The sequence below is a fragment of the Vibrio sp. JZG120 genome (assembly GCF_053890955.1).
Map to the genome: position 1 here is coordinate 124,642 of NZ_JBSRRK010000011.1, position 26,898 is coordinate 151,539.

At 44.9% G+C, this 26,898-nt stretch carries 23 protein-coding genes; 16 read left to right on the plus strand and 7 right to left on the minus strand.

The window, feature by feature from the left end:
• The first annotated feature begins 485 nt into the window (after positions 1 to 485).
• From tig to ACWPOD_RS19510, 7 genes are all read left to right on the plus strand, one after another.
• Positions 486 to 1,793, plus strand: coding sequence for a trigger factor (tig, locus tag ACWPOD_RS19480; RefSeq protein ID WP_005390526.1), 1,308 nt, complete (start codon positions 486 to 488; stop codon positions 1,791 to 1,793).
• Between the two features lie 105 nt (positions 1,794 to 1,898).
• On the plus strand, positions 1,899 to 2,525 hold the full coding sequence (gene clpP, locus ACWPOD_RS19485; RefSeq protein ID WP_005382347.1) for an ATP-dependent Clp endopeptidase proteolytic subunit ClpP: 627 nt from the start codon (positions 1,899 to 1,901) through the stop codon (positions 2,523 to 2,525).
• Positions 2,526 to 2,595: 70 nt separating this feature from the next.
• Positions 2,596 to 3,876: an ATP-dependent protease ATP-binding subunit ClpX gene (gene clpX, locus ACWPOD_RS19490; protein WP_005390528.1), complete on the plus strand. Its 1,281-nt coding sequence runs from the start codon at positions 2,596 to 2,598 to the stop codon at positions 3,874 to 3,876.
• A gap of 129 nt (positions 3,877 to 4,005) precedes the next feature.
• Positions 4,006 to 6,357 (plus strand): endopeptidase La, encoded by a 2,352-nt coding sequence (gene lon / locus ACWPOD_RS19495; RefSeq protein WP_005390529.1) that lies wholly within the window; start codon positions 4,006 to 4,008, stop codon positions 6,355 to 6,357.
• 191 nt (positions 6,358 to 6,548) lie between these two features.
• The gene (locus ACWPOD_RS19500; protein WP_005382341.1) at positions 6,549 to 6,821 is read left to right on the plus strand and encodes an HU family DNA-binding protein; all 273 of its coding nucleotides are present in this window, start codon (positions 6,549 to 6,551) and stop codon (positions 6,819 to 6,821) included.
• A 201-nt stretch (positions 6,822 to 7,022) separates the two neighbouring features.
• The gene (ppiD, locus tag ACWPOD_RS19505; RefSeq protein ID WP_005390530.1) at positions 7,023 to 8,882 is read left to right on the plus strand and encodes a peptidylprolyl isomerase; all 1,860 of its coding nucleotides are present in this window, start codon (positions 7,023 to 7,025) and stop codon (positions 8,880 to 8,882) included.
• 224 nt (positions 8,883 to 9,106) lie between these two features.
• Entirely contained in the window at positions 9,107 to 9,391 is a 285-nt protein-coding gene (locus ACWPOD_RS19510) for a ComEA family DNA-binding protein (RefSeq protein WP_031780151.1), read from the plus strand.
• 98 nt (positions 9,392 to 9,489) lie between these two features.
• On the opposite strand, the gene rrtA is transcribed toward ACWPOD_RS19510, so the two are convergent.
• Complete coding sequence (rrtA, locus tag ACWPOD_RS19515; RefSeq protein ID WP_005390532.1) at positions 9,490 to 10,041, minus strand: rhombosortase; 552 nt, start codon at positions 10,039 to 10,041, stop codon at positions 9,490 to 9,492.
• A gap of 3 nt (positions 10,042 to 10,044) precedes the next feature.
• Here rrtA and ACWPOD_RS19520 point away from each other — a divergent pair, with 3 nt between their 5' ends.
• A complete protein-coding gene (locus ACWPOD_RS19520) occupies positions 10,045 to 10,659 on the plus strand; it encodes a tRNA-uridine aminocarboxypropyltransferase (protein ID WP_114322553.1) in 615 nt (204 codons plus the stop codon).
• Between the two features lie 6 nt (positions 10,660 to 10,665).
• On the opposite strand, the gene ACWPOD_RS19525 is transcribed toward ACWPOD_RS19520, so the two are convergent.
• From ACWPOD_RS19525 to ACWPOD_RS19535, 3 genes are all read right to left on the minus strand, one after another.
• Entirely contained in the window at positions 10,666 to 11,988 is a 1,323-nt protein-coding gene (locus ACWPOD_RS19525) for an anti-phage deoxyguanosine triphosphatase (RefSeq protein ID WP_167426774.1), read from the minus strand.
• A gap of 15 nt (positions 11,989 to 12,003) precedes the next feature.
• A complete protein-coding gene (gene yfbR, locus ACWPOD_RS19530) occupies positions 12,004 to 12,588 on the minus strand; it encodes a 5'-deoxynucleotidase (protein ID WP_025766954.1) in 585 nt (194 codons plus the stop codon).
• A gap of 90 nt (positions 12,589 to 12,678) precedes the next feature.
• Positions 12,679 to 13,893: a pyridoxal phosphate-dependent aminotransferase gene (locus ACWPOD_RS19535; protein WP_005390543.1), complete on the minus strand. Its 1,215-nt coding sequence runs from the start codon at positions 13,891 to 13,893 to the stop codon at positions 12,679 to 12,681.
• Positions 13,894 to 14,110: 217 nt separating this feature from the next.
• Here ACWPOD_RS19535 and ACWPOD_RS19540 point away from each other — a divergent pair, with 217 nt between their 5' ends.
• From ACWPOD_RS19540 to ACWPOD_RS19570, 7 genes are all read left to right on the plus strand, one after another.
• Positions 14,111 to 15,418 carry an isochorismate synthase gene (locus tag ACWPOD_RS19540; RefSeq protein WP_167426773.1) on the plus strand — a complete coding sequence of 436 codons (1,308 nt, stop codon included), beginning with the start codon at positions 14,111 to 14,113 and terminating at the stop codon, positions 15,416 to 15,418.
• Positions 15,415 to 17,133, plus strand: a complete 1,719-nt coding sequence (gene menD, locus ACWPOD_RS19545; RefSeq protein WP_167426772.1) for a 2-succinyl-5-enolpyruvyl-6-hydroxy-3-cyclohexene-1-carboxylic-acid synthase — start codon at positions 15,415 to 15,417, stop codon at positions 17,131 to 17,133. Before ACWPOD_RS19540 ends, menD begins: the two co-directional genes overlap by 4 nt.
• A complete protein-coding gene (menH, locus tag ACWPOD_RS19550; RefSeq protein WP_134648062.1) occupies positions 17,120 to 17,947 on the plus strand; it encodes a 2-succinyl-6-hydroxy-2,4-cyclohexadiene-1-carboxylate synthase in 828 nt (275 codons plus the stop codon). The genes menD and menH overlap by 14 nt, the downstream gene beginning before the upstream one ends.
• Positions 17,940 to 18,806 carry a 1,4-dihydroxy-2-naphthoyl-CoA synthase gene (gene menB / locus ACWPOD_RS19555; RefSeq protein ID WP_005390550.1) on the plus strand — a complete coding sequence of 289 codons (867 nt, stop codon included), beginning with the start codon at positions 17,940 to 17,942 and terminating at the stop codon, positions 18,804 to 18,806. The genes menH and menB overlap by 8 nt, the downstream gene beginning before the upstream one ends.
• A 126-nt stretch (positions 18,807 to 18,932) precedes the next feature.
• Complete coding sequence (menC, locus tag ACWPOD_RS19560) at positions 18,933 to 19,922, plus strand: o-succinylbenzoate synthase (RefSeq protein WP_046874206.1); 990 nt, start codon at positions 18,933 to 18,935, stop codon at positions 19,920 to 19,922.
• Positions 19,907 to 21,334, plus strand: coding sequence for an o-succinylbenzoate--CoA ligase (gene menE, locus ACWPOD_RS19565; RefSeq protein WP_456232149.1), 1,428 nt, complete (start codon positions 19,907 to 19,909; stop codon positions 21,332 to 21,334). The genes menC and menE overlap by 16 nt, the downstream gene beginning before the upstream one ends.
• A 100-nt stretch (positions 21,335 to 21,434) precedes the next feature.
• A complete protein-coding gene (locus ACWPOD_RS19570; protein ID WP_005390556.1) occupies positions 21,435 to 21,623 on the plus strand; it encodes a hypothetical protein in 189 nt (62 codons plus the stop codon).
• On the opposite strand, the gene ACWPOD_RS19575 is transcribed toward ACWPOD_RS19570, so the two are convergent.
• The 3 genes from ACWPOD_RS19575 to ACWPOD_RS19585 form a co-directional block, all read right to left on the minus strand.
• Positions 21,613 to 22,548: a YeiH family protein gene (locus ACWPOD_RS19575; RefSeq protein ID WP_170903023.1), complete on the minus strand. Its 936-nt coding sequence runs from the start codon at positions 22,546 to 22,548 to the stop codon at positions 21,613 to 21,615. The genes ACWPOD_RS19570 and ACWPOD_RS19575 overlap by 11 nt on opposite strands.
• A gap of 116 nt (positions 22,549 to 22,664) precedes the next feature.
• Positions 22,665 to 24,539, minus strand: coding sequence for an MFS transporter (locus ACWPOD_RS19580; protein ID WP_343429833.1), 1,875 nt, complete (start codon positions 24,537 to 24,539; stop codon positions 22,665 to 22,667).
• 13 nt (positions 24,540 to 24,552) lie between these two features.
• Positions 24,553 to 25,143, minus strand: coding sequence for a TetR/AcrR family transcriptional regulator (locus tag ACWPOD_RS19585; protein WP_006743255.1), 591 nt, complete (start codon positions 25,141 to 25,143; stop codon positions 24,553 to 24,555).
• A gap of 378 nt (positions 25,144 to 25,521) precedes the next feature.
• On the opposite strand from ACWPOD_RS19585, the gene ACWPOD_RS19590 reads away from it, so the two are divergent.
• Positions 25,522 to 26,394, plus strand: a complete 873-nt coding sequence (locus ACWPOD_RS19590; RefSeq protein ID WP_046874203.1) for a Tim44 domain-containing protein — start codon at positions 25,522 to 25,524, stop codon at positions 26,392 to 26,394.
• Positions 26,395 to 26,898: the final 504 nt, after the last annotated feature.

Sequence of the window (26,898 nt, forward strand, 5' to 3'; positions counted from 1 at the left end):
TGTTAATAGTTTGTAGGGAGGATTAGGGATTTAGTTTTCAACTCTGTGGAGTAAAACAAGAGCAAGATCTCTTTTTAGGCTTTTCGATAAAAAAACCGGTCGATTCTCTTGAAAAAGTCGCTATTGTCCCCATTCTAGATATGCTGACGATACTTAGACGGTGTTTGAATCGCATTTTTGAAGAAAAAATGGGTCAGCATTCGAGAATTTAGCGCAGACAATGTCCACATAGTGGCTATTGGCTCGACAGGGTTGCGACAGATCGCTAGAATGTCGCGTCTAAAAATTCTGTCCTGAGGCTAATAGGAGATACCTTTGGTAATTTTATCGAAGATATCACTGATTAGTCCGGTACTGACAAACAGTATCGATACTCGATTTAAATTAGGTGTTCGGACAGAACACTACACAAGGATGAAGCGTAAGCTCCGCTGAGTTTCGCTCATACGCTCGGAAAACCGAGCCACTTTAGAGGTTTATATATAATGCAAGTTACTGTTGAAACGCTAGAGGGCCTAGAGCGCCGTCTAAACATTACTGTTCCAGCTGCAAACATCGAAGACGCTGTAACAGCTGAACTACGCAACATCGCTAAAAACCGTCGTTTCGATGGTTTCCGTAAGGGTAAAGTGCCTCTAAAAATGGTTGCTAAGATGTACGGCAAAGCAGTACGTCAAGACGTTCTTGGTGAAGTTATGCAACGCCACTTCATCGAAGCTATCGTTAAAGAGAAAATCAACCCAGCTGGCGCTCCAACTTTCGCTCCTGTAGAAAACAAAGAAGGTTCAGACCTAGTTTTCACTGCAACTTTTGAAGTTTACCCAGAAGTTGAGCTTAAAGGCCTAGAAAACATCACTGTTGAAAAACCGCTAACTGAAGTTAAAGACGCAGACGTAGAAGAGATGATCGATACTCTACGTAAGCAACAAGCTACTTGGGTTGAAGTTGAAGAAGCAGCAGAAGATGGCAAACGCGTAAGCATTGACTTCGTTGGTTCTATCGACGGTGAAGAATTCGAAGGCGGTAAAGCTGAGAACTTCCCACTAGAAATGGGCGCTGGTCGCATGATTCCTGGTTTCGAAGACGGTATCGCAGGTAAAACTGCAGGTATGGAATTCGACATCGACGTGACTTTCCCAGAAGATTACCACGCTGAAAACCTAAAAGGTAAAGCAGCTAAGTTCGCAATCAAAGTGAACAAAGTTGAAGCTCGTGAACTACCAGAACTAAACGACGAGTTCGTTGCTAAGTTCGGTGTTGTTGAAGGCGGTGTTGAAGCACTTAAAGCTGAAGTTCGTAAAAACATGGAACGCGAGCTTAAGCAAGCTGTTAAGAACCGCATCAAAGAGCAAGCGATTGACGGTCTAGTTGAGCAAAACGACATCAACGTACCATCAGCGCTTATCGAGCAAGAAATCCAAGTTCTACGTCAACAAGCTGCACAACGCTTCGGTGGTAACCCAGAAGCTGCTGCTCAGCTTCCACGTGAGTTGTTCGAAGAGCAAGCTAAACGTCGCGTAGTAGTTGGTCTTCTACTAGGTGAAGTAATCAAGTCTGAAGAGCTAAAAGCGGACGACGAGAAAGTTAAAGCTCTAATTGAAGAAATGGCTACTGCATACGAAGATCCATCAGAAGTTATTGCTTACTACGAGCAAAACGAAGAAATGATGAACAACATGCGCAATGTAGCTCTAGAAGAGCAAGCAATCGACGCGATCATCGCTAAAGCACAGGTTTCTGAGAAAGAAGTAGGCTTCAACGAGCTACTTAACCAACAACAACCTGCTGCTTAATAAGCAATATCTTGCGTAGAAGGTTGACTTAACGTTAACTATTCTGCTAACAATGGTCCGTATGATAGTCATCATCCGGGCCATTTATTTTAGGGACATAAGAATATGAGCTACCAAGAAAAAAATGCAATGTCGCCAATTATGGACGCGCTAGTACCAATGGTGGTTGAACAAACTTCCCGCGGCGAACGCTCTTACGACATCTACTCACGTCTGCTGAAAGAGCGCGTGATTTTTTTAACGGGTCAAGTGGAAGACCACATGGCAAACCTTGTCGTGGCTCAGCTACTTTTCCTAGAATCTGAAAATCCAGATAAAGATATTTTCCTATACATCAACTCGCCAGGTGGCAGCGTAACAGCTGGTATGTCTATCTACGATACCATGCAGTTTATTAAGCCAAATGTCAGCACTGTATGTATGGGTCAAGCATGTTCAATGGGTGCCTTCCTGCTTGCAGGTGGTGCGCCAGGTAAGCGTTACGTACTGCCTAACTCTCGTGTAATGATCCACCAACCATTGGGTGGTTTCCAGGGTCAAGCTTCTGACATCCAAATCCATGCTCAGGAAATCCTGACCATTAAGCAGAAGCTAAACAAGTTGTTAGCAGAACATACTGGGCAACCTCTTGAAGTCATTGAGCGCGATACTGATCGTGATAACTTCATGTCATCAGAGCAGGCTGTGGAATACGGTATCGTGGATGCAGTGTTAAGCCACCGCGGCGAGTAATTAGCCAGCGCATTTTGGCAAAAATTGATATACACTCATTCATGAAGAGTAAAGGCTAAGAGGTTAGCGAATGACAGATAAAAGCAAAGAAAGTGGCAGCGGTAAATTGCTGTACTGTTCTTTCTGCGGCAAAAGTCAGCACGAAGTTCGCAAGCTAATCGCAGGTCCGTCAGTGTACATTTGCGACGAGTGTGTCGACTTATGTAACGATATTATTCGCGAAGAAATCAAGGATGTTCTCCCTAAGAAAGAATCTGAAGCGTTACCAACGCCAAAACAGATCCGTGAACACCTTGATGACTATGTGATCGGGCAAGATTACGCGAAAAAAGTGCTCGCAGTTGCGGTATATAACCACTACAAGCGTTTACGCAATGGTGATACAACGAGTGAAGGTGTGGAGCTTGGTAAAAGTAACATCCTTCTAATTGGTCCAACAGGTAGCGGTAAAACACTACTTGCTGAGACATTAGCTCGATTCTTGGATGTGCCATTTACAATGGCAGACGCAACCACACTAACCGAGGCTGGTTATGTGGGTGAAGACGTTGAAAACATCATCCAAAAGCTTCTGCAAAAATGTGATTACGATGTAGCTAAAGCTGAACGCGGCATCGTTTACATTGATGAAATTGATAAAATTTCACGCAAAGCTGAAAACCCATCTATTACGCGTGACGTATCTGGTGAAGGTGTTCAGCAGGCTCTACTAAAACTTATCGAAGGTACGGTTGCATCGGTTCCACCTCAAGGTGGTCGTAAGCACCCTCAGCAAGAATTCCTACAAGTGGACACGTCGAAGATCCTGTTCATCTGTGGTGGTGCATTTGCTGGCCTAGATAAGGTGATTGAGCAGCGTGTTGCAACAGGTACAGGTATTGGCTTCGGTGCTGAAGTTCGTTCTAAAAACGAATCGAAGACCGTGGGTGAGCTATTTACTCAGGTTGAGCCTGAGGATTTAGTGAAGTACGGACTCATTCCAGAATTCATTGGTCGTCTTCCTGTGACAACAACACTGACTGAGCTTGATGAAGAAGCGTTGATTCAGATCCTATGTGAACCGAAGAACGCATTAACCAAGCAATACGCAGCATTGTTTGAGCTTGAAAACGCCGAACTTGAGTTCCGAGAAGATGCGCTGCGCGCTATCGCTAAGAAAGCAATGGAGCGTAAGACAGGTGCTCGTGGTTTACGCTCGATCCTTGAAGGCGTATTACTGGAAACCATGTACGAACTGCCATCTGCGACAGACGTAAGTAAGGTCGTGATTGATGAGTCCGTCATCAATGGTGAATCAGAGCCATTGCTTATTTATAGCAACTCAGACAATCAGGCCGCTGGAGCAGAATAAATTCAGCCGTAATGAAAAAGGAGGTAAGTAATTACCTCCTTTTTTTATTTCTCTTATTGAATCCAAACAATTAGCCCCCATATAAATCGATAAGTAATACGTAAACGTGAAAGCGGAAGAGAGAATTATATGAACTTGGAACGTTCCGAGCGTATCGAGATCCCGGTACTACCTCTACGTGACGTAGTGGTCTACCCGCACATGGTTATTCCATTGTTTGTTGGTCGTGAGAAATCGATTAGCTGTTTAGAAACGGCGATGGAAACCAACAAACAAGTTCTTCTTGTGGCACAAAAGCAAGCTGATACTGACGAGCCTACGGTTGACGACCTATTTGAAGTAGGTACGGTAGCCACCATTCTCCAGCTACTGAAGCTTCCGGATGGCACAGTAAAAGTACTGGTTGAAGGCCAGCAACGTGCGAAAATCAATCACTTTAAAGAGAGTGATTTCTTCCTAGCGGAAGCGGAATTTGTGGTTACGCCAGAATTGGATGAGCGTGAGCAAGAAGTGATTGTTCGCAGTGCGATTAATCAGTTTGAAGGCTTCATTAAGCTAAACAAGAAGATTCCACCAGAAGTTCTAACCTCACTCAACGGTATCGACGAAGCGGCTCGCTTAGCGGATACTATTGCAGCTCATATGCCGTTGAAGCTGGTGGATAAGCAGCAAGTACTTGAAATAGTTGATGTCACTGAGCGTCTGGAATTCCTAATGGGCCAGATGGAATCAGAGATCGATTTGCTGCAAGTTGAAAAACGCATTCGTGGTCGCGTTAAAAAGCAAATGGAAAAATCTCAGCGTGAGTACTATCTGAATGAGCAAATGAAAGCGATTCAGAAAGAACTTGGTGAGATGGAAGACGCACCAGACGAGTTCGAAACGCTGCAGAAGAAGATTGACGAATCAAAAATGCCTCAAGAGGCACGTGAAAAGACTGAGCAAGAGCTGCAAAAGCTTAAGATGATGTCTCCAATGTCTGCCGAAGCAACAGTGGTTCGTAGCTACATCGATTGGATGGTCAGCGTGCCTTGGGCTAAACGCTCAAAAGTTAAGAAAAATTTAGCGAAAGCAGAAGAGATTCTTAATGAAGACCACTACGGTCTAGAGCGCGTAAAAGAGCGTATTCTTGAATACTTGGCGGTTCAAAACCGAATCAATAAGTTAAAAGGTCCAATCCTTTGTCTTGTTGGTCCTCCTGGTGTGGGTAAAACGTCTCTTGGTCGTTCAATTGCTTCTGCTACAGGTCGTAAGTACGTTCGTATGGCGCTGGGTGGTGTACGTGATGAAGCAGAAATCCGCGGTCACCGTCGTACTTACATTGGCTCATTGCCAGGTAAATTAATCCAGAAGATGTCGAAAGTTGGCGTGAAGAACCCATTGTTCTTATTGGACGAAATCGACAAAATGTCTTCAGATATGCGCGGCGATCCGGCATCAGCGCTATTAGAAGTACTTGATCCTGAACAGAATAACTCGTTCAACGATCACTACTTAGAAGTGGATTACGACCTTTCTGACGTTATGTTCGTTGCAACCTCGAACTCAATGAACATTCCAGGTCCATTGTTAGACCGTATGGAAGTTATTCGTTTATCTGGTTACACCGAAGACGAGAAGCTGAACATTGCAAAACGTCACCTTGTTGATAAGCAAGTTAAGCGCAATGGTCTAAAACCGGATGAGATCATCATTGAAGACTCTGCAATTATTGGCATCATCCGTTATTACACTCGTGAAGCGGGTGTACGTAACTTAGAACGTGAGATCTCTAAGATCTGCCGTAAAGCCGTGAAGAACATCTTGCTGGATAAAGACATCAAGTCAGTAACGGTAACGATGGACAACCTAAAAGAGTACTTGGGTGTTCAACGTTTCGATTACGGTAAAGCGGATGAAAGTAACCGAATTGGTCAAGTGACAGGTCTAGCTTGGACAGAAGTGGGTGGCGACCTGCTAACGATTGAAACTCAATCTATGCCAGGTAAAGGAAAGCTGACGCAAACGGGCTCTCTTGGTGACGTGATGCAAGAGTCTATCCAAGCCGCAATGACAGTAGTTCGCTCTCGTGCAGAAAAACTGGGTATCAATACTGACTTCTACGAGAAGAAAGATATTCACGTGCACGTACCGGAAGGCGCGACGCCAAAAGATGGCCCAAGTGCGGGTACTGCAATGTGTACTGCCTTGGTTTCTGCTCTGACAGGTAACCCTGTGAAAGCAGAGGTAGCGATGACGGGTGAAATCACACTGCGTGGTGAAGTCCTACCTATCGGTGGCCTAAAAGAGAAGTTACTTGCGGCACACCGTGGTGGCATTAAGACTGTGCTAATTCCAAAAGACAACGAGCGTGATTTGGAAGAAATTCCTGATAATGTTATCGCTGATCTGGAAGTCATCCCTGTACAGTGGATTGATGAAGTACTGAAAGTCGCACTAGAGCGAGACCCGACGGGCGTTGAGTTTGAGTCTCAAAAATAGTGATGTGCAGCAAAAATAAGTAAAAGTTTACGCTGATAAGTCTAAAAAGGCTTGTCAGCGTTTTTTTTGGGCGCTAAGTTAGTTTCGATAGCTGCCAGCCCTTGACGAATAAGGGATGGAGCATATTTTCTTAACAATGGAACGAAAGTCATCACAAAAATAATCACAGATGACACAAAGGGGAAATTACAGTGAATAAAACTCAGTTAGTAGAACAAATCGCAGAAAATGCAGACATTTCTAAAGCGTCAGCGGGTCGTGCTCTAGATGCATTCATCGAAGCAGTAAGCGGCACTCTTCAGTCTGGTGATCAAGTTGCTCTAGTTGGCTTTGGTACATTCAGCGTTCGTACTCGTGCTGCACGTACTGGTCGTAACCCAAAAACTGGTGAAGAAATCCAAATCGCAGAAGCAAAAGTACCAGCTTTTAAAGCTGGTAAAGCACTGAAAGACGCTTGTAACTAATCACAGCGTTAATTCTGTAACCGGCCATTTGCTTAACTTTTGCTCAAACAATAAGTTTCGAACAAAAATTTACAAACTTCGAGCCGAACTTTCTTAAATTATGCGCATCATACTGATGCGCATTTCTTTTTCTGATATTATTGCGCCATTATTTCTATTAGATAGAAGCAGTAGGCTTCAATTGTGGAGAGCAGTTAAATTATGATGGATCGACTACGCGAAGGCGTGAATAGCATCGCGGTCAAAATTATCCTTGGGCTTATCATCCTGTCTTTCGTTTTTGCAGGTGTGGGTAGCTACATCGTTAGTGGTAACAACAACTCTGCAGCGAAAGTCGGTAACACTGAGATTCCTCGTGGTGAGTTCGAGATGGCATACCAAAATGAGCGTAACCGTATGCAAGCTCAGTTGGGTGACTACTTCTCTCAAATGCTGGCTGACCCTGCATATGTTGAATCTTTCCGCAAATCCGTTTTAGATCGAATGATCAATGACGTGTTGCTTGACCAACAAGCAGAAGCTTTAGGTCTGCGAATCAGCGACACTCAAGTTCGCAGCATGATTCTAGACATGCCTCAATTCCAATCTAATGGTCAGTTCGATCAAGAGATCTATCAAGCTTCTCTGCGTCGTGCAGGCTTTTCGCCAGACTCTTTTGCTGAGTACATGCGTCGTGAATTGGTTCGTGAACAACTGCTGAATGCACTACAAAACAGTGAATTTATTCTGCCAGGTGAAGTACAGGCAGAAGGTAAGCTGTTCACTCAAACTCGTGATATTCGGACGATTAAAATCGACTTAGCAGAGTTTGCGAAAAACATTGAATTGACTGACGAAGAAATTCAACAGTACTACAAAGCAAACCCTGACAACTTTACTCGCCCAGAGCAGGTTAAAGTCGCTTATATCGAACTGTCTGCTGAAGCGCTAAAGGAACAAGTTAATGTTTCTGATGCTGAGGTGAAAAAGTACTACGATGAGCACTTAAACAAATATTCTTCAGAAGAGCAGCGTCGTGTCGCTCATATTCTTGTAGAAGGGGACGATGAAGCAAAAGCGCAGGCTATCCTAGATGAGCTAAATGCGGGTGCAGATTTTGCGACGCTTGCTCAAGAGAAATCTGACGATTTTGGCAGCGCTGAAAACGGTGGTGACTTAGGTTGGATAGAGCGTGATGTAATGGACCCTGCTTTTGAAGAAGCGGCATTCGCGTTGAAGAATCCAGGCGATACGTCGGGTCTAGTAAAGTCGGACTTTGGTTACCATATTATCAAGCTTGAAGAGCTAAAAGACTCTGTGGCGAAGCCATTTGAAGAAGTAGCCGCTGAAATCAAACAAGAAATGGTTGACCAACAAGCAGTTGATCAATTCTATGAGCTACAAAGCGAGCTTGAGCGCGTAGCGTTTGAATACCCAGACTCATTGTATGACGCTTCTCAAGCGGTTAACCAAGAAGTGAAGACAACGGACTTTATTTCTCAAGTTGACGCACCTGAAGTGCTTCGTAACCCTGCGGTAATGCAAGCTATCCTTAGCCCAGAAGTAAAAGAAGATGGCTTAAACTCTGAAGCTATCGAAGTTGCACCTGAACATATTATTGTTGTTCGTGTTGAAGACGCACGTGATGAGACGGTTCTTCCACTAGAAGAAGTGAAAGATCAGGTTATTGCAGAGTTATCTCGCGTTAAGGGGGAGCAAGATGCGATGGAACTTGGTACACAGGTTGTTGCTGCATTGAAAGAAGGTAAGACAGATGTGCTTACTGAAAACAACCTTGCATTTGGTGAACAAGAGACAGTAGATCGTCGTTCTCCGTTGGCAACAACGGTATTCGCGATGGCAAAACCAGTCGATGGTAAGCCAGTATATGGTCAGTCTAAAGATCTTGAAGGTAACATTGTTATCATCGAGCTTGATGCTGTAAATGCTGAGCTAGATAGTGAGTTAGAAGAGCAAGTTGCGATGCAAATGCAGCGTGCATCTTCTCAGCAAGACCTATCATCTGTGCTAGCAGTACTGCGCGCAAACACTGACATTGAGTACTTTATTGTGAGCAACTAAGCACAATTAGTGTAATTTGCATGTTAACTAAAACGGACCGCATAAGCGGTCCGTTTTATTTTTGTCTTTATTAACTTCAATCATCAATAAGCATTACTTAAATTAGTGCGCGTTTAAGTGATACCAGTCATTGCGAATATCGGGTCATCTAGGTTTGTTAACTGATAGTGACTTGCTCCCGATGACTAGTTTTAGCCTACTATTTTGGAGATTGTATGTTCAATATGAAATGGATTTTGACATTGTGCTTATTTGTTTTTGCGCCTTTTAGCATGGCTGCGGATTCAGCCACTGACAAATATGAAGGAATTGAAATTACCGTAAATATCAACACGGCCTCTGCTGAAGAAATAGCGACCATGTTGAAAGGTATTGGTGAGAAGAAAGCGCAGAGTATCGTGGACTACCGCGAGGAGCATGGCCCTTTTAAAACGGCAGCAGATTTGAAGAGCGTAAAAGGCATTGGTGAAGCGACAGTTAAGAAAAACGAAGACCGCATTTTACTGTAGCTTGATGTATTTCAGATATTGAGTCTGAATTCAGAACAATATCTGTTTCCCTATTACTGCTTTCCCGAACCAACCCCTCTTTCGTGGTTCGGGATTTTTTAACCGAATAAACGACGGCGAAAGCCTTTTTCCATTAGAGCCATTGTTAACCCACCGAGTGCGCCAAATAAATGAGCATCAATAGCAACGTTTGCGCCGATAAGCGCAGCAGTGCTGCTTGATGGACCATAGATCTGCTCCCATGCTACTTTGGCAATAAGCCCGCCGACCAACAACAAGCTGCTTCTTCTGCTTTCAAAGACTTCTCTGAGTGCCCAGAATCCAAATAGTCCGTGTAGTACGCCAGATAATCCCACGTACACCGACATGTTGGTAAACAAATTCATTGCGCCAACAAATGCGCACAAGAGTGAGAAAACGATAAGGAAGTTGCGAGTGCTTGGACGAAAAATAAAAGTAATGATCCACAATCCTGCCAGGTTCATCCCTAAGTGCGCAAAGTTGGTATGTGTGAGATTTCCTGTTACGATTCGCCACCATTCGCCATGGCGTATATTGTAGCTGTGCCACTCGGTTAGGCTTGCCATTGGTTCGAATTGAAGTATCAAACAGATCACGCTGATAATACTCAGCAAGGTATAAAGGTTCACTCTATGTCTCGTTATTGTTCTCGTTGTGGAAAATCGCAAAAAGCGTGTATTTGCCAATGGATTGTACCGTTGGCAAGCGAGGTAGAACTTATCATTCTTCAGCACACGAGTGAAGAACATCGTCCGCTTGGTACGGCACGGATTCTCAATTTGAGTTTAGATAACTGTATTTGTCTGATAGGAGAGGACTTTTCTGGTGATAATGTCTTAAATCACTTGTTGGCGGATGAATCATATCAACATTTTGTTCTTTACCCATCGGAACAGTCACGATGCATCTCTGAAATCAATCAAGCGAGTCGTAGTGTATCTAAGAAAATACGTTTGATTTTGCTCGATGGGACGTGGAAAAAAGCGTACAAAATGTGGCAGCTTTCTAGCAATTTACATCCACTCCCAACCGTGCAATTACCGAAGCAATTGCAAGGGCATTACACCATTCGTAAAGCGCCCTCTGAGAATAGCTTATCGACAGTCGAGGCAGGTTATCATTCGCTTCGTTTGCTTGAACCCGAGAGAGACTTTACACCGCTTATGCATGCCTTTGAAAAGATGATCGAATTCCAAATCGCCCAGATGCCGCCGGGCGTATTTGAAAAGAATTACTTGAAAGGTTGAGTGTTACTAAAGAACGATGGAAGAGAAAAGTTGACGGTGCAGCTTTTGCGCGTGACCATCGGTCATAGCAGAAATGTAATCGGCGATGACTCTCATCTTATTGCTTTCGCTTTTCGCTTGGCACCACAGTTCTCTTGTATGAACAGGCAGCAAGCGCTCTGGGTCCGCTGTTAAGGCTTCAAAAATGTCCATAATAATTTGCTGACCCTTATACTCAACGATCTGGACCTGAGGGACTTGGATAACGAAGGTGCTGACAAAGTGCTTGAGCACGTCAAGTGCTCGTGCCATTTGTGGCTCTAAACACGCATTCCAAGACAGTAATGGATTATTGAAAGGCTCATCCATCGCCTTGATTGAAATGCTGGTCAGGAGGGCGTTAACCATACCACCGATGGCATCTTTCCGTTCATGATGCTTACCACTAAATAGCATCTGTCCGATGGAATCGATATGTGCTTCAAACCACGGGTCGCCACAGTCCGCTAATTGACTTGCTGCGCCTTCTTGCCATTGCTGACGTGTCACCATACCAAGTACGATTGCATCTTCTAAATCATGAACGCCGTAGGCGATATCGTCCGCTAGCTCCATGATTGAGCAATCGAGTGATTTAAAGCGCGTTTTACTGTGCTCAAACTCCGATTCTGGTTTTGAGCGCATTAGGCTAAGCAATGCCTTGTCGTTGTCAGAAAGCGGTGCAATTACCCAATCAAATAAGTCTTTGTCACAATCATAAATGCCTTTAGCTGGGCTCCAATCTTTGGCTTTTAGTTTACGTTGATGCTCAGCTGGTTGAGGCAACTTGACGGAGCGTGTTTGACTAATGAGGGCAGGGTACTTAATCAAACCAAGCAGTGTGCGGCGTGATAAATTCATTCCGAAATGCTCGGTATAAGGCTCTAACTTAGTGACGATACGAAAGGTTTGGGCGTTCCCCTCGAAGCCGCCATGTTCGCGCATTACGTAGTTTAGAGCGACTTCTCCCCCATGACCGTATGGAGGATGCCCGATATCGTGCGCCAAACATAATGAATCAATTAAGCTGTCTGATGGTAATAGATCACGGAACTCTGGTTGTTTTTTCTTTAACTGGGCGACGATACCGGTCCCGAGTTGCGACGCTTCTAAGGAGTGTGTTAACCGGCTGCGGTGAAAGTCTTCCAAGCTATTGCCGTGTACTTGGGTTTTTGCTTGTAAGCGTCGAAATGCAGCCGAGTGAAGAATGCGCGCTCGGTCTCGTTGGTACGGGCTCCGATGGTCGTCACGACGTATTTTATGCTCATCATCATGGCGCTCTTGCCATTGCGGGTGTAATTCAAACGACACGATTATCTCCGTAAGCTAACTGATTTCATCTAACGATAATTCGAAACTTGGGGCAAAGGTATTGAGAAAGTAATCCATTTCAGGCGTTCTGCGTTCTTGCAAAGTGACGTCTAAGCGTTTTTTTGCCAGAGCGAACTCATGGTTACCGGCGCTTAGTTCTTCGAGACATTTTAAATAGGCACAGATGGAATCGGCTTGCTTAACGATTTTTGCGTCCTCTTCGTGAGCAGAGTGAGAAAGAAGATAGGGGGCAAAATCATCTTGGAACTCTTCCGGTAACATTGATAGTAATTTTTGTTCCGCTGCCGATTCTATCTTCTTATATTCTTTGGCAATTTCAGGATTGTAATACTTCACTGGGGTTGGAAGGTCACCCGTTAATACTTCGCTGGAGTCATGGTACATGGCAAGAATCGCGATGCGTTCTGGGTTAAGGTTGCCGCCGAACTTTTTGTTTTTAATGAGGGCAAGGGCATGAGCGACAAAAGCAACTTGTAAGCTATGCTCTGAAACGTTTTCTGGTGAGACGGACCGCATTAAAGGCCAGCGTTGGATCAGCTTCATTCGAGCCAGGTGGGCGAAAAAATGGCTTTCTTTCATGGCTTTCTCCGTTTCTGGTGTAAAAAAGGAACTCACTAGGAGTTCCTCTAAGCATATGAGAGATCAGCACTAATTACTACCAGTGATTCATTACTGGCTGTAGGTTGATAGGAATCGCTCAAAACGTCCAATGGCGATTTCTAGATCTTCAACGTGCGGCAGTGTCACGATGCGGAAGTGGTCTGGTTTTGGCCAGTTAAAACCGGAACCTTGCACCAGTAAGACCTTCTCTTGTTTTAAGAAATCTAAAACCATCTGCTGATCGTTCTTGATGTTGTACATTTTCGTGTCGATTTTCGGGAAGAGGTACATCGCTCCCTTGGGTTTGACACAAGAAACACCAGGAATCTGATTGATCAGTTCATACGCTCTATTGCGCTGCTCTAATAAGCGTCCGCCAGGTAAAATCAGTTCATTGATACTCTGGTATCCACCTAGTGCAGTTTGAATCGCATGTTGCATTGGTACGTTTGCACATAAACGCATCGATGAAAGCAACTCCAATCCATTCACGTACCCTTGAGCTAGATGTTTAGGCCCCGTTAGGAACATCCAGCCACCACGGAAACCGCAAACACGGTAGGCTTTTGAAAGGCCATTGAATGTCATGACTAGCACGTCTTCAGTGAGTGTTGCGACTGAGGTATGTGTTGCACCGTCGTACAACACTTTGTCGTAGATCTCATCTGCGAAAATGATCAGTTTGTGCTGGCGCGCGATTTCAATCACTTCAAGTAGGAAGTCACGGCTGTATACCGCACCTGTCGGGTTGTTCGGGTTGATCAGAACAATGCCACGTGTCTTCGGTGTGATTTTCTTTTTGATGTCTTCAAGGTCAGGGTACCAGTCTGCACCTTCATCACATAGGTAATGAACCGGCTTACCGCCTGATAGTGCAACTGAAGCTGTCCACAACGGGTAATCAGGTGCTGGGATCAGCATTTCGTCGCCATTGTTTAATAGCGCTTGCATGGCCATCACGATCAGCTCAGACACGCCGTTACCCACATACACATCTTCGACATCTAGAGAGCGGATACCTTTACGTTGATAGTGTTGGACCACGGCTTTACGAGCAGAGTAAATGCCTTTGGAATCACAATAGCCTTGAGAAGTCGGCAGATTACGAATCACGTCGACTAAAATCTCATCAGGGGCGTCAAAACCAAATGGGGCAGGGTTACCAATGTTTAGCTTTAGGATTTTATGCCCTTCTTCCTCCATGCGCTTAGCATGTTTGAGTACAGGACCCCTAATGTCGTAGCAGACATTATCGAGTTTTGACGACATCCCGATATTTTGCATTGTATAATTCCTAAAAATTCGTTAATTTCTTTATTAAAATACAATAATTTGTTTTTTATTAGAATATATATCTGTAAATTATCTGTTTGCTGGTTAAGTTTTGCTCGTTTGCTATCACAGGATTTTGCAAAAGATCGCATACGACCTTGATTTGCTTTGGGTCTAAACTTAGAGTAGCCGTCAGTTACCATTTATCCTCACATACTACGAGGTTGATTTGTCACAGTTCCATCAAGCCGTAAAGAGAATTATCGAGCGAGTTCAGCAAGCGGAAGGCAATCAAACACGTCTGGTCGAGCCCCTGAGCGAGAAACCTAATTTCTCATTTATTGATTGGCTTGATGCACAACCACTTTTCCCTAAATTCTACTGGCAGTCCCGCGATACTCGTGAAGAGGTCGTTGCACTAGGGCAATTACACGCTTTTGTTGAGCCAGGCCCTGCTTATACCATTCTAGGTGAAGGGCAACGAGTTTGGGGCGGACGCTCTTTTGACGGCCAGCATGAGAAGAATCGTCGCTGTATGCCTTCTTTCTTCTTTTTGCCTCAAATTGAGTTAATTCGTTTTGACCAACAATGGTCTCTCGCAGTTAATATTTCAGAAGACAAAGCGCGAACCCTAGCAGGACTGCATAAACTGGTTTGTGAGGTCGCGACCTTAGCTCCGATTTCTTCTCACATCCGCTCTATTGTTCATACGCCAAGTCAGCCTCAATGGAATGAGTTAGTTCATAAAGTTCTGACTGGTATAAAGAATGATGATTTTAAGAAAGTGGTATTGGCGCGTCGCTCTACCGTGCAGCTTGATAACACATTAAGTGCTGCACAATTGCTGAAAGCGAGTTACTTAAATAACCATCATAGTTTCCATTTCATGCTGAGCTTAGACAGCAAACACAGCTTTATGGGCTCTACGCCAGAACGTTTGTATTCTCGCGTAGGGCACGAACTTCATACCGAAGCGTTAGCAGGCACGATTGGTCGAGGGGACAACGCCACTCACGATATGGAGTTGGCGAATTGGTTATCCCAAGATGAAAAGAACCTCAATGAAAACCAATATGTAGTTGATGATATTATTGATCGCCTATCACCACATTCCGAAGTGGTTGAAGTAGAGGCCGAGGCAAGTTTGGTTAGGCTACGAAAAGTGCAACACCTCAAGCGAAATATTCACGCGAGCCTAAAGACGGGCATAAACGGTGTTCAGTTGTTATCGGCGCTTCAGCCGACGGCGGCGGTTGCTGGCTTACCTCGACAAGAATCCATGCAGTTTATTCTTGATAATGAGCCCTTTGCACGCGGCTGGTACGCGGGGTCAATGGGTTACATAAGCCATGAACGAGCAGAGTTTTGTGTCGCGATCAGAAGCGCGCTTGTGCTCGGTGACCAAGTACAATTGTTTGCGGGCGCAGGTATTGTGCCAGGCTCTGTGGCAGAGCATGAGTGGGCGGAACTTGATAAGAAAATGTCGACGTTACTTACGCTGATTTCTGATCACCCTCCGTTGGGAGTTGCATCATGAATCATGACCAAGCGGTGCTCAATCGAATTTGGTCAGAAACCATATTGATTGAGCTTCAGCGATTTGGCGTTAAGCATGTTTGCATCGCTCCTGGCTCTCGTTCTACTCCTTTAACTTTAGAGGCGGCAGAACAGTCCAATTTTTCTATTCATACTCACTTTGATGAGCGTGGTCTCGGCTTTATGGCTCTTGGCTTAGCGAAAGCTACTCAAGAGCCAGTGGCAATCATCGTTACCTCTGGTACGGCAGTGGCGAATTTATTACCAGCCGTTGCGGAGGCTAGGCTTACTGGTGAAAAGCTGGTGCTGCTCACTGCAGATCGTCCGATGGAGCTCGTTGGCTGTGGCGCAAACCAAGCGATTAACCAGTTGGGTATTTTTTCACATCATGTCTCGGCCAGCTTGAATTTACCAAGCCCAACTTTAACAACATCGCTTAATTGGTTGCTGACGTCTGTTGACGAAGTGATGTTTACTCAGCAACTGCAAGGCAGTGCTGTTCATATTAACTGTGCATTTCCAGAGCCTTTGTATTCCAATGGTGCAAAAGCGGATTATCAAACCTACTTAGACTCGGTAGCCGGATGGCGAAAAGGAAGTGGTAGTTATACACAGCGTTTTAGCCACTTATCACAGGCGCAAATCCCGTCTTGTGCGGATAAAAAAGGCTTGGTTGTGATTGGCAGCTTACCGCTTGAACAAGCGAAGTCGGCGCAGGCATTTGCACAAAAGATGGGATGGCCGGTACTTGCAGACCCGCAAAGTGGTCTCAGTTCGGATTGGGCGCATTATGATGTATGGCTTCAACTTCCCGAGTTCGTAAACGAGCTTGAGTCTTGTGAACTTATTATCCAATTTGGTAGCCGAATCATCTCCAAACGTTTGAACCAGTGGATTGATAAACAAGTTTCGCAAAATCAACAAAATAAAGACGTTCAATACTGGTATATCTCGCCGCGTATGGACCGTAATAACCAAAATCATCTGGCGCAAATGCACTGGGTTGAGCTTCCTCAAACTTGGGTTTCTCGCATTAGCTTTGAGAAGCCAATATTTGCTGGGTGGGCTGATAGGTTAGCGAATGGAGTTAAGCGAGTTCATCAACGTATCGAAGAAGCTTTCCTATCTGGTTCAGCGTCTGCCATTGACGAAATTGCGTTGGCAGCAGACATCAACGAGCGCACTAAAAACGCTGATGTCTTTTTGGGTAACAGTTTGTTTGTTCGACTTGTCGATATGTACGGCAAACTTGATGATGTAGAAGTGTTCACTAACCGAGGCGCGTCAGGAATTGACGGTTTGTTTGCTACCGCATCAGGTGTGCAGCGAGCAAGAGGTAATCCGTTACTGATGTATATTGGTGACACATCAGCACTGTATGATCTCAATTCACTAGCGCTGTTTTCTCACAATAAATTGCCGACGGTACTTGTGGTCACAAACAATGATGGTGGCGCAATTTTCGATATGTTACCGGTGCCTCAGGAGCATCGCACTGCGTACTACCAAATGCCCCACGGTTATCAGTTTGAACATGCAGCCAAACAGTTTGGTTTAAAGTATGAGAAGCCAACTACGTTAGAAATGTATCAAGCAATGGTTGCCGAGCACCTGTCGAGTGGCCAAGGCACACTGCTGGTGGAAGTTCAAACCCCACCAAGCCAAGCCGCAGAGTTGATAAAGGCATTTAATAAGAGCCTGCATGCTTCACTCTGAGCGTCTCTCTTCAACTGAAAAACACCAAAGTGGTGATCTTCCCACTCTGGTGTTTTTGCATGGCTTTTTAGGAAGTGGTGCTGATTGGCAAGCTTGTTTGGATGAGCTGACTCAGTTTGAACGAATTGTTATAGACCTTCCTGGTCATGGTCGTAGCCAGTTTACAAAGTGCAACGATCTCGATGATTGCTGCAAACTGCTTAATTCCACACTATCTTTATTATTTCCTCCGCAACAACCACTTATTTTGATTGGTTACTCGATGGGCGGCCGTATTGCGATGCATGGTATTGCCAATCAATGCTTCTCAGATCTCAATATTGTGGGCGCAATTGTTGAAGGGGGAAACTTCGGGCTTCAAACTGAGTCAGAGAAACAGGTGAGATTGGAGAATGATGCTCGCTGGGCAAAGCGTTTCAAAACTGAACCACTTGAACGTGTTTTGAACGATTGGTATCAGCAAGCGGTGTTTTCTTCACTAAACCATGAGCAAAGACAAACATTAATTGCGAAGCGAAGTGATAATCTTGGCTCGGCGGTCGCGAGCATGCTGATGGCAACATCGTTAGCCAAGCAGGCGTATTTGTTGCCCACACTGAAAAAGCAGAATATACCGATGTATTACTTGTGTGGCGCGAAAGACCAAAAATTTAGCCAACTGGCACAACGTAGCGGGTTGGCGTATCGACAAGTTGAAGGCGCAGGACATAACGTTCATCAAGAGCAGCCCCAACAATTTGCGATGCATATTAAGCACATAATTCAATCTCACTTTGGTGAGAGTAACGAGAACAATGGGAATCACCATGGCTAAAACAGTAGGCATTTCTGAAGAAGAACTTTACGCTCCGGTTCAATGGAAAGATTGCAGCGAGAAATACGAGGATATTCACTACCATAAATCTGAAGATGGTATCGCGAAAATTACCATTGCACGCCCACAAGTGCGTAATGCATTCCGCCCTCAAACAGTAAAAGAGATGATTGATGCGTTAGCAGATGCGCGTTACGACTCTGGTGTTGGCGTGATCATTCTGACAGGTCTAGGTGAAGACGCATTCTGTTCTGGCGGCGACCAGAAGATCCGTGGCGACTACGGCGGCTATAAAGACGAGCAAGGTACACACCACCTAAACGTATTGGACTTCCAACGCGATATTCGAACTTGTCCAAAACCTGTGATCGCATCAGTTGCCGGCTGGGCTGTTGGCGGCGGTCATGTACTGCACATGATGTGTGACCTAACAATTGCAGCGGACAACGCGCAGTTTGGTCAAACGGGCCCTAAAGTGGGTTCATTTGATGGTGGTTGGGGCGCGTCTTACATGGCTCGTATCGTAGGCCAGAAGAAAGCACGCGAAATCTGGTTCCTATGTCGTTTCTATAACGCGCAAGAAGCGTTAGACATGGGCTTGGTCAACACGGTTGTGCCGCTAGAAGAGCTAGAGAAAGAAACCGTGCGTTGGTGTCGTGAAGTTCTTCAGCATAGTCCAATGGCGCTACGCTGCCTGAAAGCTGCCTTGAATGCGGACTGTGATGGTCAAGCAGGCCTTCAAGAGCTTGCGGGTAACGCAACGATGATGTTCTACATGACCGATGAAGGCCAAGAAGGTCGTAACGCATTCAACGAGAAACGTCGCCCAGACTTCGACAAATTCCCTCGTAACCCATAATCCGTATAAAAAGAGGAGTGTTTTAGCTCCTCTGTTCCATTTTTCCTGAGCGCCTCGCCCTCTGGGAGGCTGGTGAGATTGCTCGCCAGAACGCTCAAATATACGGCATTACATAGGACTCGAATTATGCGTGAAGCGAAAATTTATCGTTATATCTTGCCCATGGATAGTGGTGTCATCCTGCGAGACAATAAGCTAACTGAACGTGTTGGTTATGTTGTTGTGCTTTCTGAAGGTGACCAAATAGGGCTTGGAGAAGTCGCTCCTCTTCCTGGTTTTAGTTTAGAGAGCACCGAAGATGCTGGTATTCAGCTACAGGAACAAGCGGAGCGTTGGGTCGCAGGATTGGATGTGGATTACGCCAACATGTATCCATCGGTCGCGTTTGGTTTATCGATGGCACAGTTAGAGTTAGCTGGTGGCTTACCCCAACAAGGTAAGTATCAAACAGCGCCGCTGTGTACTGGTGACCCAGACGAGCTCATTCCAAAGCTGAACGAAATGGAAGGCGAGAAAGTCGCGAAAGTAAAAGTCGGGCTTTATGAGCCAATTCGCGATGGCATGCTTGTGAACCTTTTCCTTGAATCTATCCCTCAATTAACGCTTCGACTTGATGCAAACCGCGCTTGGACACCAGAAAAAGCGCAACAGTTTGCTAAATACATTACTCCGTCTCTGCGTCAGCGCATTACCTTTTTGGAAGAGCCGTGCCGCTCTCCTGGCGATAGTCTCTCTTTTGCTATCAATACTGGTATTGCGATTGCTTGGGATGAAACGTTGCAAGATGCGGTTCGTCGAGAGGATTTCCGTCTTGAAGATCTAACTGGTGTGAAAACGATCATCATCAAACCCACACTCATTGGTTCGGTGGATTTTTGTATTACACTGATAGAGAAGGCGAAGTCACTGGGAATGAAAGCGGTTATTAGCTCGAGTATTGAATCCAGTCTCGGTTTAACTCAATTAGCGCGTTTTGCCCAATGGCAGCTGCCTGATGAAGTTCCAGGTTTGGATACGATTGGCTTATTTAAAGCTCAGTTAGAGCAAGGCTGGCCTAAGTGTGAACTTCCCGTTCTTCCTCTGAAAGATCAGGAGATTGTGTGGCATTCTGCATAGACAATGTTGCGAAGGCACCGTGGAAATATTGGGCTCAAACGAGCCCTTTTTCTATTGCGCTCAAGACACCAACAGAAACATTAAACTGGCAACAACTCTCAGTACGTATTGACCAATATGCTTACTATTTGAATGACTTGGGCGTAACGCGGGGAGATGTGCTGACCTTGGTAGGTAAAAACCAAGTAGAAACACTGCTGTTTTATCTTGCTTCCAAGCAGTTAGGCGCACTTGCCGCGCTGACCATGGTACAACCACTCGATACGCTACAGAGTAAACTTGCGACCCTTTATAAACCTGAACAAACTCGGTTTATCTGGTTTGCTCAGGAGTGCGCTTCGACCTTTTCTGAACATGATATACAAAAACTCAAGGCAACATTGCTTTCACTGCCTGTAGTATCACAGCAAGAGAGTGACTCGTTGACTGAAGATAGCTATCATCATGACCGGCTCGCTTCAGTAGTATTTACTTCTGGCTCTACAGGGGAGCCTAAAGCTGTGGTTCATACACATCGACAACACCTTGCATCCGCAGAAGGCTTGTTGCAAGAGTTCATTTTCACTCAGCAAGATTCTTGGCTATTGTCGCTTCCGCTTTATCACGTCTCTGGATTGGCGATTGTATATCGTTGGCTATATGTCGGAGCGACATTGAAAATCGGTACAGGAAAACTTGTCGAAGATATTCAGGGCGTGTCACACGCATCTTTGGTTGCCACGCAGCTCAAACGGCTATTGGATGATGATGCTCACTTGTCATTGACGCATGTGCTATTGGGCGGCAGCCACGTTGCTCACGAGTTGGCGTTGCGAGCAACAGGACGAGGGATTGAGGCGTGGTTAGGTTATGGGATGACGGAAGCAGCCTCTACCGTTACCGCAAAGAGAATTGACAGTATCAGTAATGCTGGACACGTATTGAATCATCGTAAGATAAAGTTGGTTGACCAACGCATTTTTGTCGGTGGTAAAACATTAGCGGCAGGGTATTTTCATCAAGGTCATGTTACTCCGTTTCTGGATGAGAAAGGCTGGTTCGACAGCAAGGATCTCGGTGAGTGGCAAGGTGACGAGTTAAAGATCATCGGCCGTGCCGACAATCAATTTATCTCTGGTGGTGAGAACATTCATTGTGAAGAGATTGAGGCAGCATTGAACCAAATTGATGGCGTGTTGCAGAGCATAGTGGTTCCAGTCGAAGATGCGGAATTTGGTCATCGCCCTGTTGCTGTGATTCAGACCAATGATTTGCGCAGCAAAGCGGAATATGACCTGCATTTGCAACCCAGATTAGAGAAGTTTAAATGGCCAGTGGAATACCATTTAATGCCACAAGTGCTACTAGAAAGTGGGATCAAAGTTTCTCGGAAGGCAGTGAAGGAGTGGCTATTGCCATCAATTAATCATTAGTCAATTTTGCTATGTATTAGTCAGAAAGGGAATTTCGTATCCTTATAACTCTGAATCATAATTATGCTTCTTCGAGGAGAGAAAAGGCATAAGGTTCAGGATGGTAAAGCTAGTATTAATTGCGGCGGTAGCACTACAAATTGGTATTGCAATAAGCAGTGAAGGGCTCGCCCGCTCTCTTGCAGAGCTGACGGCTTTTTTGATCGCTATCGCATTGGTTGTTACATACAAAAACAGCAAACTTGAGCCGTCGTCATCTCAACACGATGAGAAGACCACTAATATCTAAACAATAACCAACTTAGAGAAGTGGTTGAAATTAACACCCACAGAGTTATACCAAATAACAGTGGCTTAGCTCCAGCAGACCTCAGCTTCGAAATTGAAATGCTGCAACCAATCAGGAACAGGCACACCACCAAAGCTTGTTTCGCTCCAACGAAAATACCGTGATAGACCATTTCAAATTGAGGGAAGAAGTCGCTAAACGCGATGGCTGCGCAGTACCAAAAAATGAAATAAGGAATAACTAACTTTTTCGTTCCATTCTCTTTCTGGTCTCTCGAAAAGATCACGGCACTGATCAGTGCGACAGGGATGATCCACAAAGCTCGTGCGAGTTTTAACGTTGTTGCTGTAGTTAGCGCTTCTTCACCGTAGGCTGAGGCAGCCCCAACAACAGAAGACGTGTCATGAATAGCAATCGCGGCCCATGTACCAAATGTGTGTTGATCTAGCCCTAAAGCATGCCCAACCACAGGAAACACGAATAGTGCGATGGAGTTTAGGACAAATACCGTTGCCAGTGCTAATCCAATCTGTTCGTCTTTTGCTTTAATCGCTGGTGCTACAGCGGCAATTGCACTACCACCACAAATTGCTGTACCTGACGAGATTAAGTATGCGGTTACTCGCTCCAACTTAATTATTCTGGCAATGATAGTGCCTATGATCAGTGTGCCCGCAATCGTGGCGATAATCAGACCGATACCATCCGACGTGACAGAGAGTGCTTGCTCAAAGTTGATGCCAAAGCCTAAACCAATAATCGAGTAGGACAGCAGCTTTTTAGTAAAAGAAGCAATGGGCAGTTCTGAAGGCACAAAACCAAAACTTGCGAGTAGAAAACCAATAACTAGGGCAATAGGAGAGGAGACAAAAGGGGTTAAGCAAACGAGTAACGCCAATCCAAACAAGAGGTAGTTTCTATTCAAGGTTTTTATTCGCTGTTGTGAATGAAAGCGCGAGTATATCGCACTGAGTGTGGTCAGTTTGTCTTAATGATTTGAACACATGTTCAGTTATTCTAAACATGTGTTCAAATGTATTTTTATCGCCAGTCGCCTCTAAGTTGATGCACTCTATCGAACATCGTTTTTGCCGTTGCTTCATTTGGTGGAACCGGCTGTCCGGCTTCAATTTCTAGCTTTGACCAAAATCGAGTCGGTAAGCCACAACATGCGCGGCCTTTCGCGCGGCTGAAATAGCTTCCCCATAAGCCTTTGAGTGCCACGGGTATGACAGGTACTGGGCTGCGACGCAGAATAATATCAATGCCACGCATGAATTCATTCATTTCACCGTCTGAGGTTAATTTCCCCTCTGGGAAAATACAGACAATATGTCCTTCGCTTAATGCGGTTTCTACATCATTAAATGCACGCCTGATGGAGTTTCTGTTACTCGCTGAAATTGGAATTACCCCAGTTCTGCGTAAAAAGCGTCTTAGTGGAGGTAGGTTGGCGTAATCTTCCTCCATCACAAAACGAATCAACCTTGGGCATACTGCGCTAAGTAGCAAGGCGTCCATATAGCTCACGTGATTACATACGATTAATGCACCGCCTTGTTCTGGCAAGTTATGTAGGTTTTTATGTTTCACTCGATAAATAGTGTGAGTTAGCATCCAAACCACAAAACGGACAACGAATATCGGTATTTGCAAAAAAATGTAAGCAGCGACCAAGAAATTCAAAATGGCTAACAATGCAAACAACTGAGGAATTGTCATCTTGATGACACTCAGGCACACAATACCTAAGACAGCACTGCCGACCATAAACAGAGAGTTAAAGATGTTGAGCCCTGCGATGACTTGTGCGCGCTCGGTTTCCTTTGCTCTATGTTGCATTAATGCGTAAAGCGGTACGATAAACAGCCCGCCAGAGGCGCCAATCATCAATAGATAGAAAAATAATGGCCAAAAAGGCTCATATCTAAAGAAGTCTACAAAGTTCTGGAAGATAGGTAGGTCACTTGGAATGGAGGTTGCCATCAAGTACCCAAATACCGTAATGCCAAGTGCGCCAATAGGCACAATACCGACTTCGATACGATGATTTGAGATCCAATTGCAAAGTAGCGACCCCAGCGCGATACCAATGGAAAACAGAGCTAGCAAGAAAGACACCGCACTCTCGGTGCCATTTAAGTAAATCTTGGTGAAATTCGGGAACTGGGTTAGATAGGCGGCGCCTAAAAACCAGAACCAGCTTATCGCCATAATACATTGAAAAACAACACGATCTGATTTTGCGATGGATAGCGTGTGTTTAGTTTGTTTGTACGGTTGCCAACGAAAAGAAAGATTAGGTGCGCTGGCGGCTGCAAAGGGTATTGATCGGCTCGACAAATATCCCAACAATGCAAAGAGTACGACACAAAATGCGGCAAGGTATTTTGCGTTGTCTGCTGAGGCGATAATTCCAGCACCTAGGGTACCAATAAGGATGGCGATAAAGGTACCAGCTTCAACAAGGGCGTTGCCTGGCACTAACTCTTTCGCGTTTAATTTTTGGGGCAAAAGGGCATATTTAACCGGTCCAAAGAATGCTGACTGTGTGCCCATTAAGAACAGTAGCAGCAAAAGCACACCATAACTTTCGGTTATAAAACCAATGGCGCCCAAAAGCATGATGGCGATTTCAAACAGCTTTACCTTGCGAATAAACCATGATTTTTCATATTTATCGGCTAATACGCCAGCTGAAGCGGAGAATAGAAAGAACGGTAGAATGAACAAGCCAGCCGCTAAATTGATGAACAAGTTGCTCGAAATAGGTAGTGCGCTGGATCCCGCGAAGGCGACAAACAGCAGCAAAACGTTTTTAAAAATATTGTCGTTGAAAGCGCCAAAAAACTGAGTGATGAAATAGGGTAGGAACTTTCTTTGCGTAAGTAAGGACGGCTGTCTGTCGGACGACATGGATAATCCTTTGTTACCAGTTTGTGAGGTAGTTAGAAAGCAGGTTACTGATTAATTCTTTACCATCAATGGGTTCACTAGAGAAAAATTTATCATCAACACTGAGTAAAGTAATGCCGTGTACGCCAGACCAAAGCACTCGACTCGCTTGAATCACTTCGGACTCGGTACGATGTGGTGCGATTTGAGCCAATAGTGACTCCAGCATTCCTGTCATCCCGTCGATACGTTTGGCATGCCATTCTGGAAGCTCTGCACCATTCATGTTGTGCTCGAAGACTAACTGCCAACGGTAAGGGTGCTTTTGAGCGAAATCGTGGTAGCAATAAGCCAGTTCAAATAGAGCTTGATGAGCGTCTTTACTACTATTGGTCGCCTTCAATGCTTCTTGGGAGAGTTCGTCTAAAGTTTGCGCGACTACGTGTAAAAGTAACAGGTTATAGTTGCCAAAAATGTTGACTAATGTGCTTGGCACGTAACCAATCATGTTAGCTATTTTACGAAGACTGAGTTCGTGGTAAGAATTCTCATCTAAAAAGTTTTTGACTGTTGTTAAAGTCAAATTCACTAACTCTTCTCTGGTGTGATCGTTTCTGCGCGCCATACTCTCAAACTGCTTTATTGAACATCGTTCAATATGATAGTCAGCTACCTATTAACCGTCAACAAGGCAATATACTCAAGTGACGTCAAGGTCCAGGATTCTGAGCTGTGTCACTGATTCTAATTCAAGTAAAACATCCCCGAGTAGTAGCGAGTTCATTCCCAGCATTTCTAAACGAACCAAGTATCTCGAAGTTAACCGAGAGCGGTCTGTATCGTTGGCAATATTCTGATACATGTCAGCTTCTGTAAGCTGTTTTCATCAACAGGCATACAGAGTATGATGACGCAACAATCATCTTTGGCGTGCTACTGTTTGAAACAATCGTTGTTTCGTCTGATAGAGCACAATCTTAGATAGCTAACTTTAAGGATAACGATGAAACGTTTATTTTCTATTGTTGCTCTGTTGATGTTTACCGTTGCTGTAACGCCTATCGCGGAAGCGAAGAAGTTTGGTGGCAGTAAGTCTTTCGGTAAGAGCTACAAAACAGCGCCAGCACCAAAACAACAGCAACAAAACACCAATACGGTAGGCAAAGATCAGACGGCGAAGTCTTCAAGTAAAAAAGGCTTAATGGGCGGTCTGCTAGGCGGACTTCTTGCTGGTGGTCTACTTGCTGCATTCTTTGGCGGTGCTTTTGAAGGTATCCAATTTATGGATATCCTAATTATTGGTTTGATTGCCTTTGTCATCTTTAAATTAATGCGCGGTATGCTAGGTGCGAAGCAGGGCAGTATGAACCAGCATCGTCAGCAACCTGCATTTGGTGGTAACGCATCTAAGTTTGAGCAACCAAACATGCAAAACTTTGAGCAACAGCCAAACACAAATAATGGTGGCTTTGGTGGTTTCGGCGCTCAAACGGACGTACCACATAACTACCCACCGGGCTTTGACCAAGCAGCGTTTATTAACGGCTCTCGTGAACACTACCGAATCCTGCAAGGTGCGTGGAATCACAATCAACTGGAAACCATTGAAGAATATGTTTCTCCAAGCTTGTTTGAAGATCTGAAAGCAGAGCGCGCGAAGCTCGACGGTGAGCAGCATACTGATGTAATGTACGTTGATGCAGAGATCGTCCGTGCCGATTACGATGCAAATAAAGCACAGCTTAGCCTGCAGTTTAGCGGTCGTTACCGTGACACAGTAGAAGGTGTTGAAGAAGAAATCGAAGATATCTGGCACCTAGAGCGTGACCTGACTGTGCCTAATGCACCATGGTTAATCGTTGGTATTCAAGGCTAGTCACCTTTAAACCAATTTAGTCACTAATAAAAATCCCGCGCCCCCTGCGGGATTTTTTGTATCTGTCGTTTGTATTTACGAAAGGTGTTTTTATAAAACCTGCCAGATGGAGACTTCATCATGGCTCGCGCTTAACTCTGCCGAATATCTTTTTGCTAGTCAGTCCTCAAGTGTTTTACTGAATGTTTTTAGCATTCACATTATGGTCATTGCGATAAAACAAGGACAAAGTGCTAGTTCATTGTTTGTATTACAACGACCAGATCCGAACTTTGGCCATCGGAGATTCGCTTCGGCCCAGTTGTTAAAGTAGGATCCAAACAGAGGTAGAATAGCGAAGAAGTTGGGTTAAATAAGGAGGGGCTTGTTACTTTACTTTATCAAGAGTCCGAAACGAAAAAAGCCAGCTCAATGAGCTGGCTTTTTCAATATGGTGGAGGGGGACGGATTCGAACCATCGAAGGCAGTGCCGGCAGATTTACAGTCTGCTCCCTTTGGCCACTC

Bases quoted from the DNA above. Each gene is read 5' to 3' on its own strand.
- ACWPOD_RS19570 (WP_005390556.1), top strand. From the start codon at position 21,435: ATGGTAAAGCTAGTATTAATTGCGGCGGTAGCACTACAAATTGGTATT.
- ACWPOD_RS19535 (WP_005390543.1), bottom strand. From the start codon at position 13,893: ATGCAAAATATCGGGATGTCGTCAAAACTCGATAATGTCTGCTACGAC.
- menC (WP_046874206.1), top strand. From the start codon at position 18,933: ATGCGTGAAGCGAAAATTTATCGTTATATCTTGCCCATGGATAGTGGT.
- yfbR (WP_025766954.1), bottom strand. From the start codon at position 12,588: ATGAAAGAAAGCCATTTTTTCGCCCACCTGGCTCGAATGAAGCTGATC.
- clpX (WP_005390528.1), top strand. From the start codon at position 2,596: ATGACAGATAAAAGCAAAGAAAGTGGCAGCGGTAAATTGCTGTACTGT.
- ACWPOD_RS19520 (WP_114322553.1), top strand. From the start codon at position 10,045: ATGTCTCGTTATTGTTCTCGTTGTGGAAAATCGCAAAAAGCGTGTATT.
- ACWPOD_RS19585 (WP_006743255.1), bottom strand. From the start codon at position 25,143: ATGGCGCGCAGAAACGATCACACCAGAGAAGAGTTAGTGAATTTGACT.
- ACWPOD_RS19580 (WP_343429833.1), bottom strand. From the start codon at position 24,539: ATGTCGTCCGACAGACAGCCGTCCTTACTTACGCAAAGAAAGTTCCTA.
- menD (WP_167426772.1), top strand. From the start codon at position 15,415: ATGAATCATGACCAAGCGGTGCTCAATCGAATTTGGTCAGAAACCATA.
- menH (WP_134648062.1), top strand. From the start codon at position 17,120: ATGCTTCACTCTGAGCGTCTCTCTTCAACTGAAAAACACCAAAGTGGT.
- clpP (WP_005382347.1), top strand. From the start codon at position 1,899: ATGAGCTACCAAGAAAAAAATGCAATGTCGCCAATTATGGACGCGCTA.
- tig (WP_005390526.1), top strand. From the start codon at position 486: ATGCAAGTTACTGTTGAAACGCTAGAGGGCCTAGAGCGCCGTCTAAAC.
- ACWPOD_RS19590 (WP_046874203.1), top strand. From the start codon at position 25,522: ATGAAACGTTTATTTTCTATTGTTGCTCTGTTGATGTTTACCGTTGCT.
- ppiD (WP_005390530.1), top strand. From the start codon at position 7,023: ATGATGGATCGACTACGCGAAGGCGTGAATAGCATCGCGGTCAAAATT.
- ACWPOD_RS19510 (WP_031780151.1), top strand. From the start codon at position 9,107: ATGAAATGGATTTTGACATTGTGCTTATTTGTTTTTGCGCCTTTTAGC.
- menB (WP_005390550.1), top strand. From the start codon at position 17,940: ATGGCTAAAACAGTAGGCATTTCTGAAGAAGAACTTTACGCTCCGGTT.
- lon (WP_005390529.1), top strand. From the start codon at position 4,006: ATGAACTTGGAACGTTCCGAGCGTATCGAGATCCCGGTACTACCTCTA.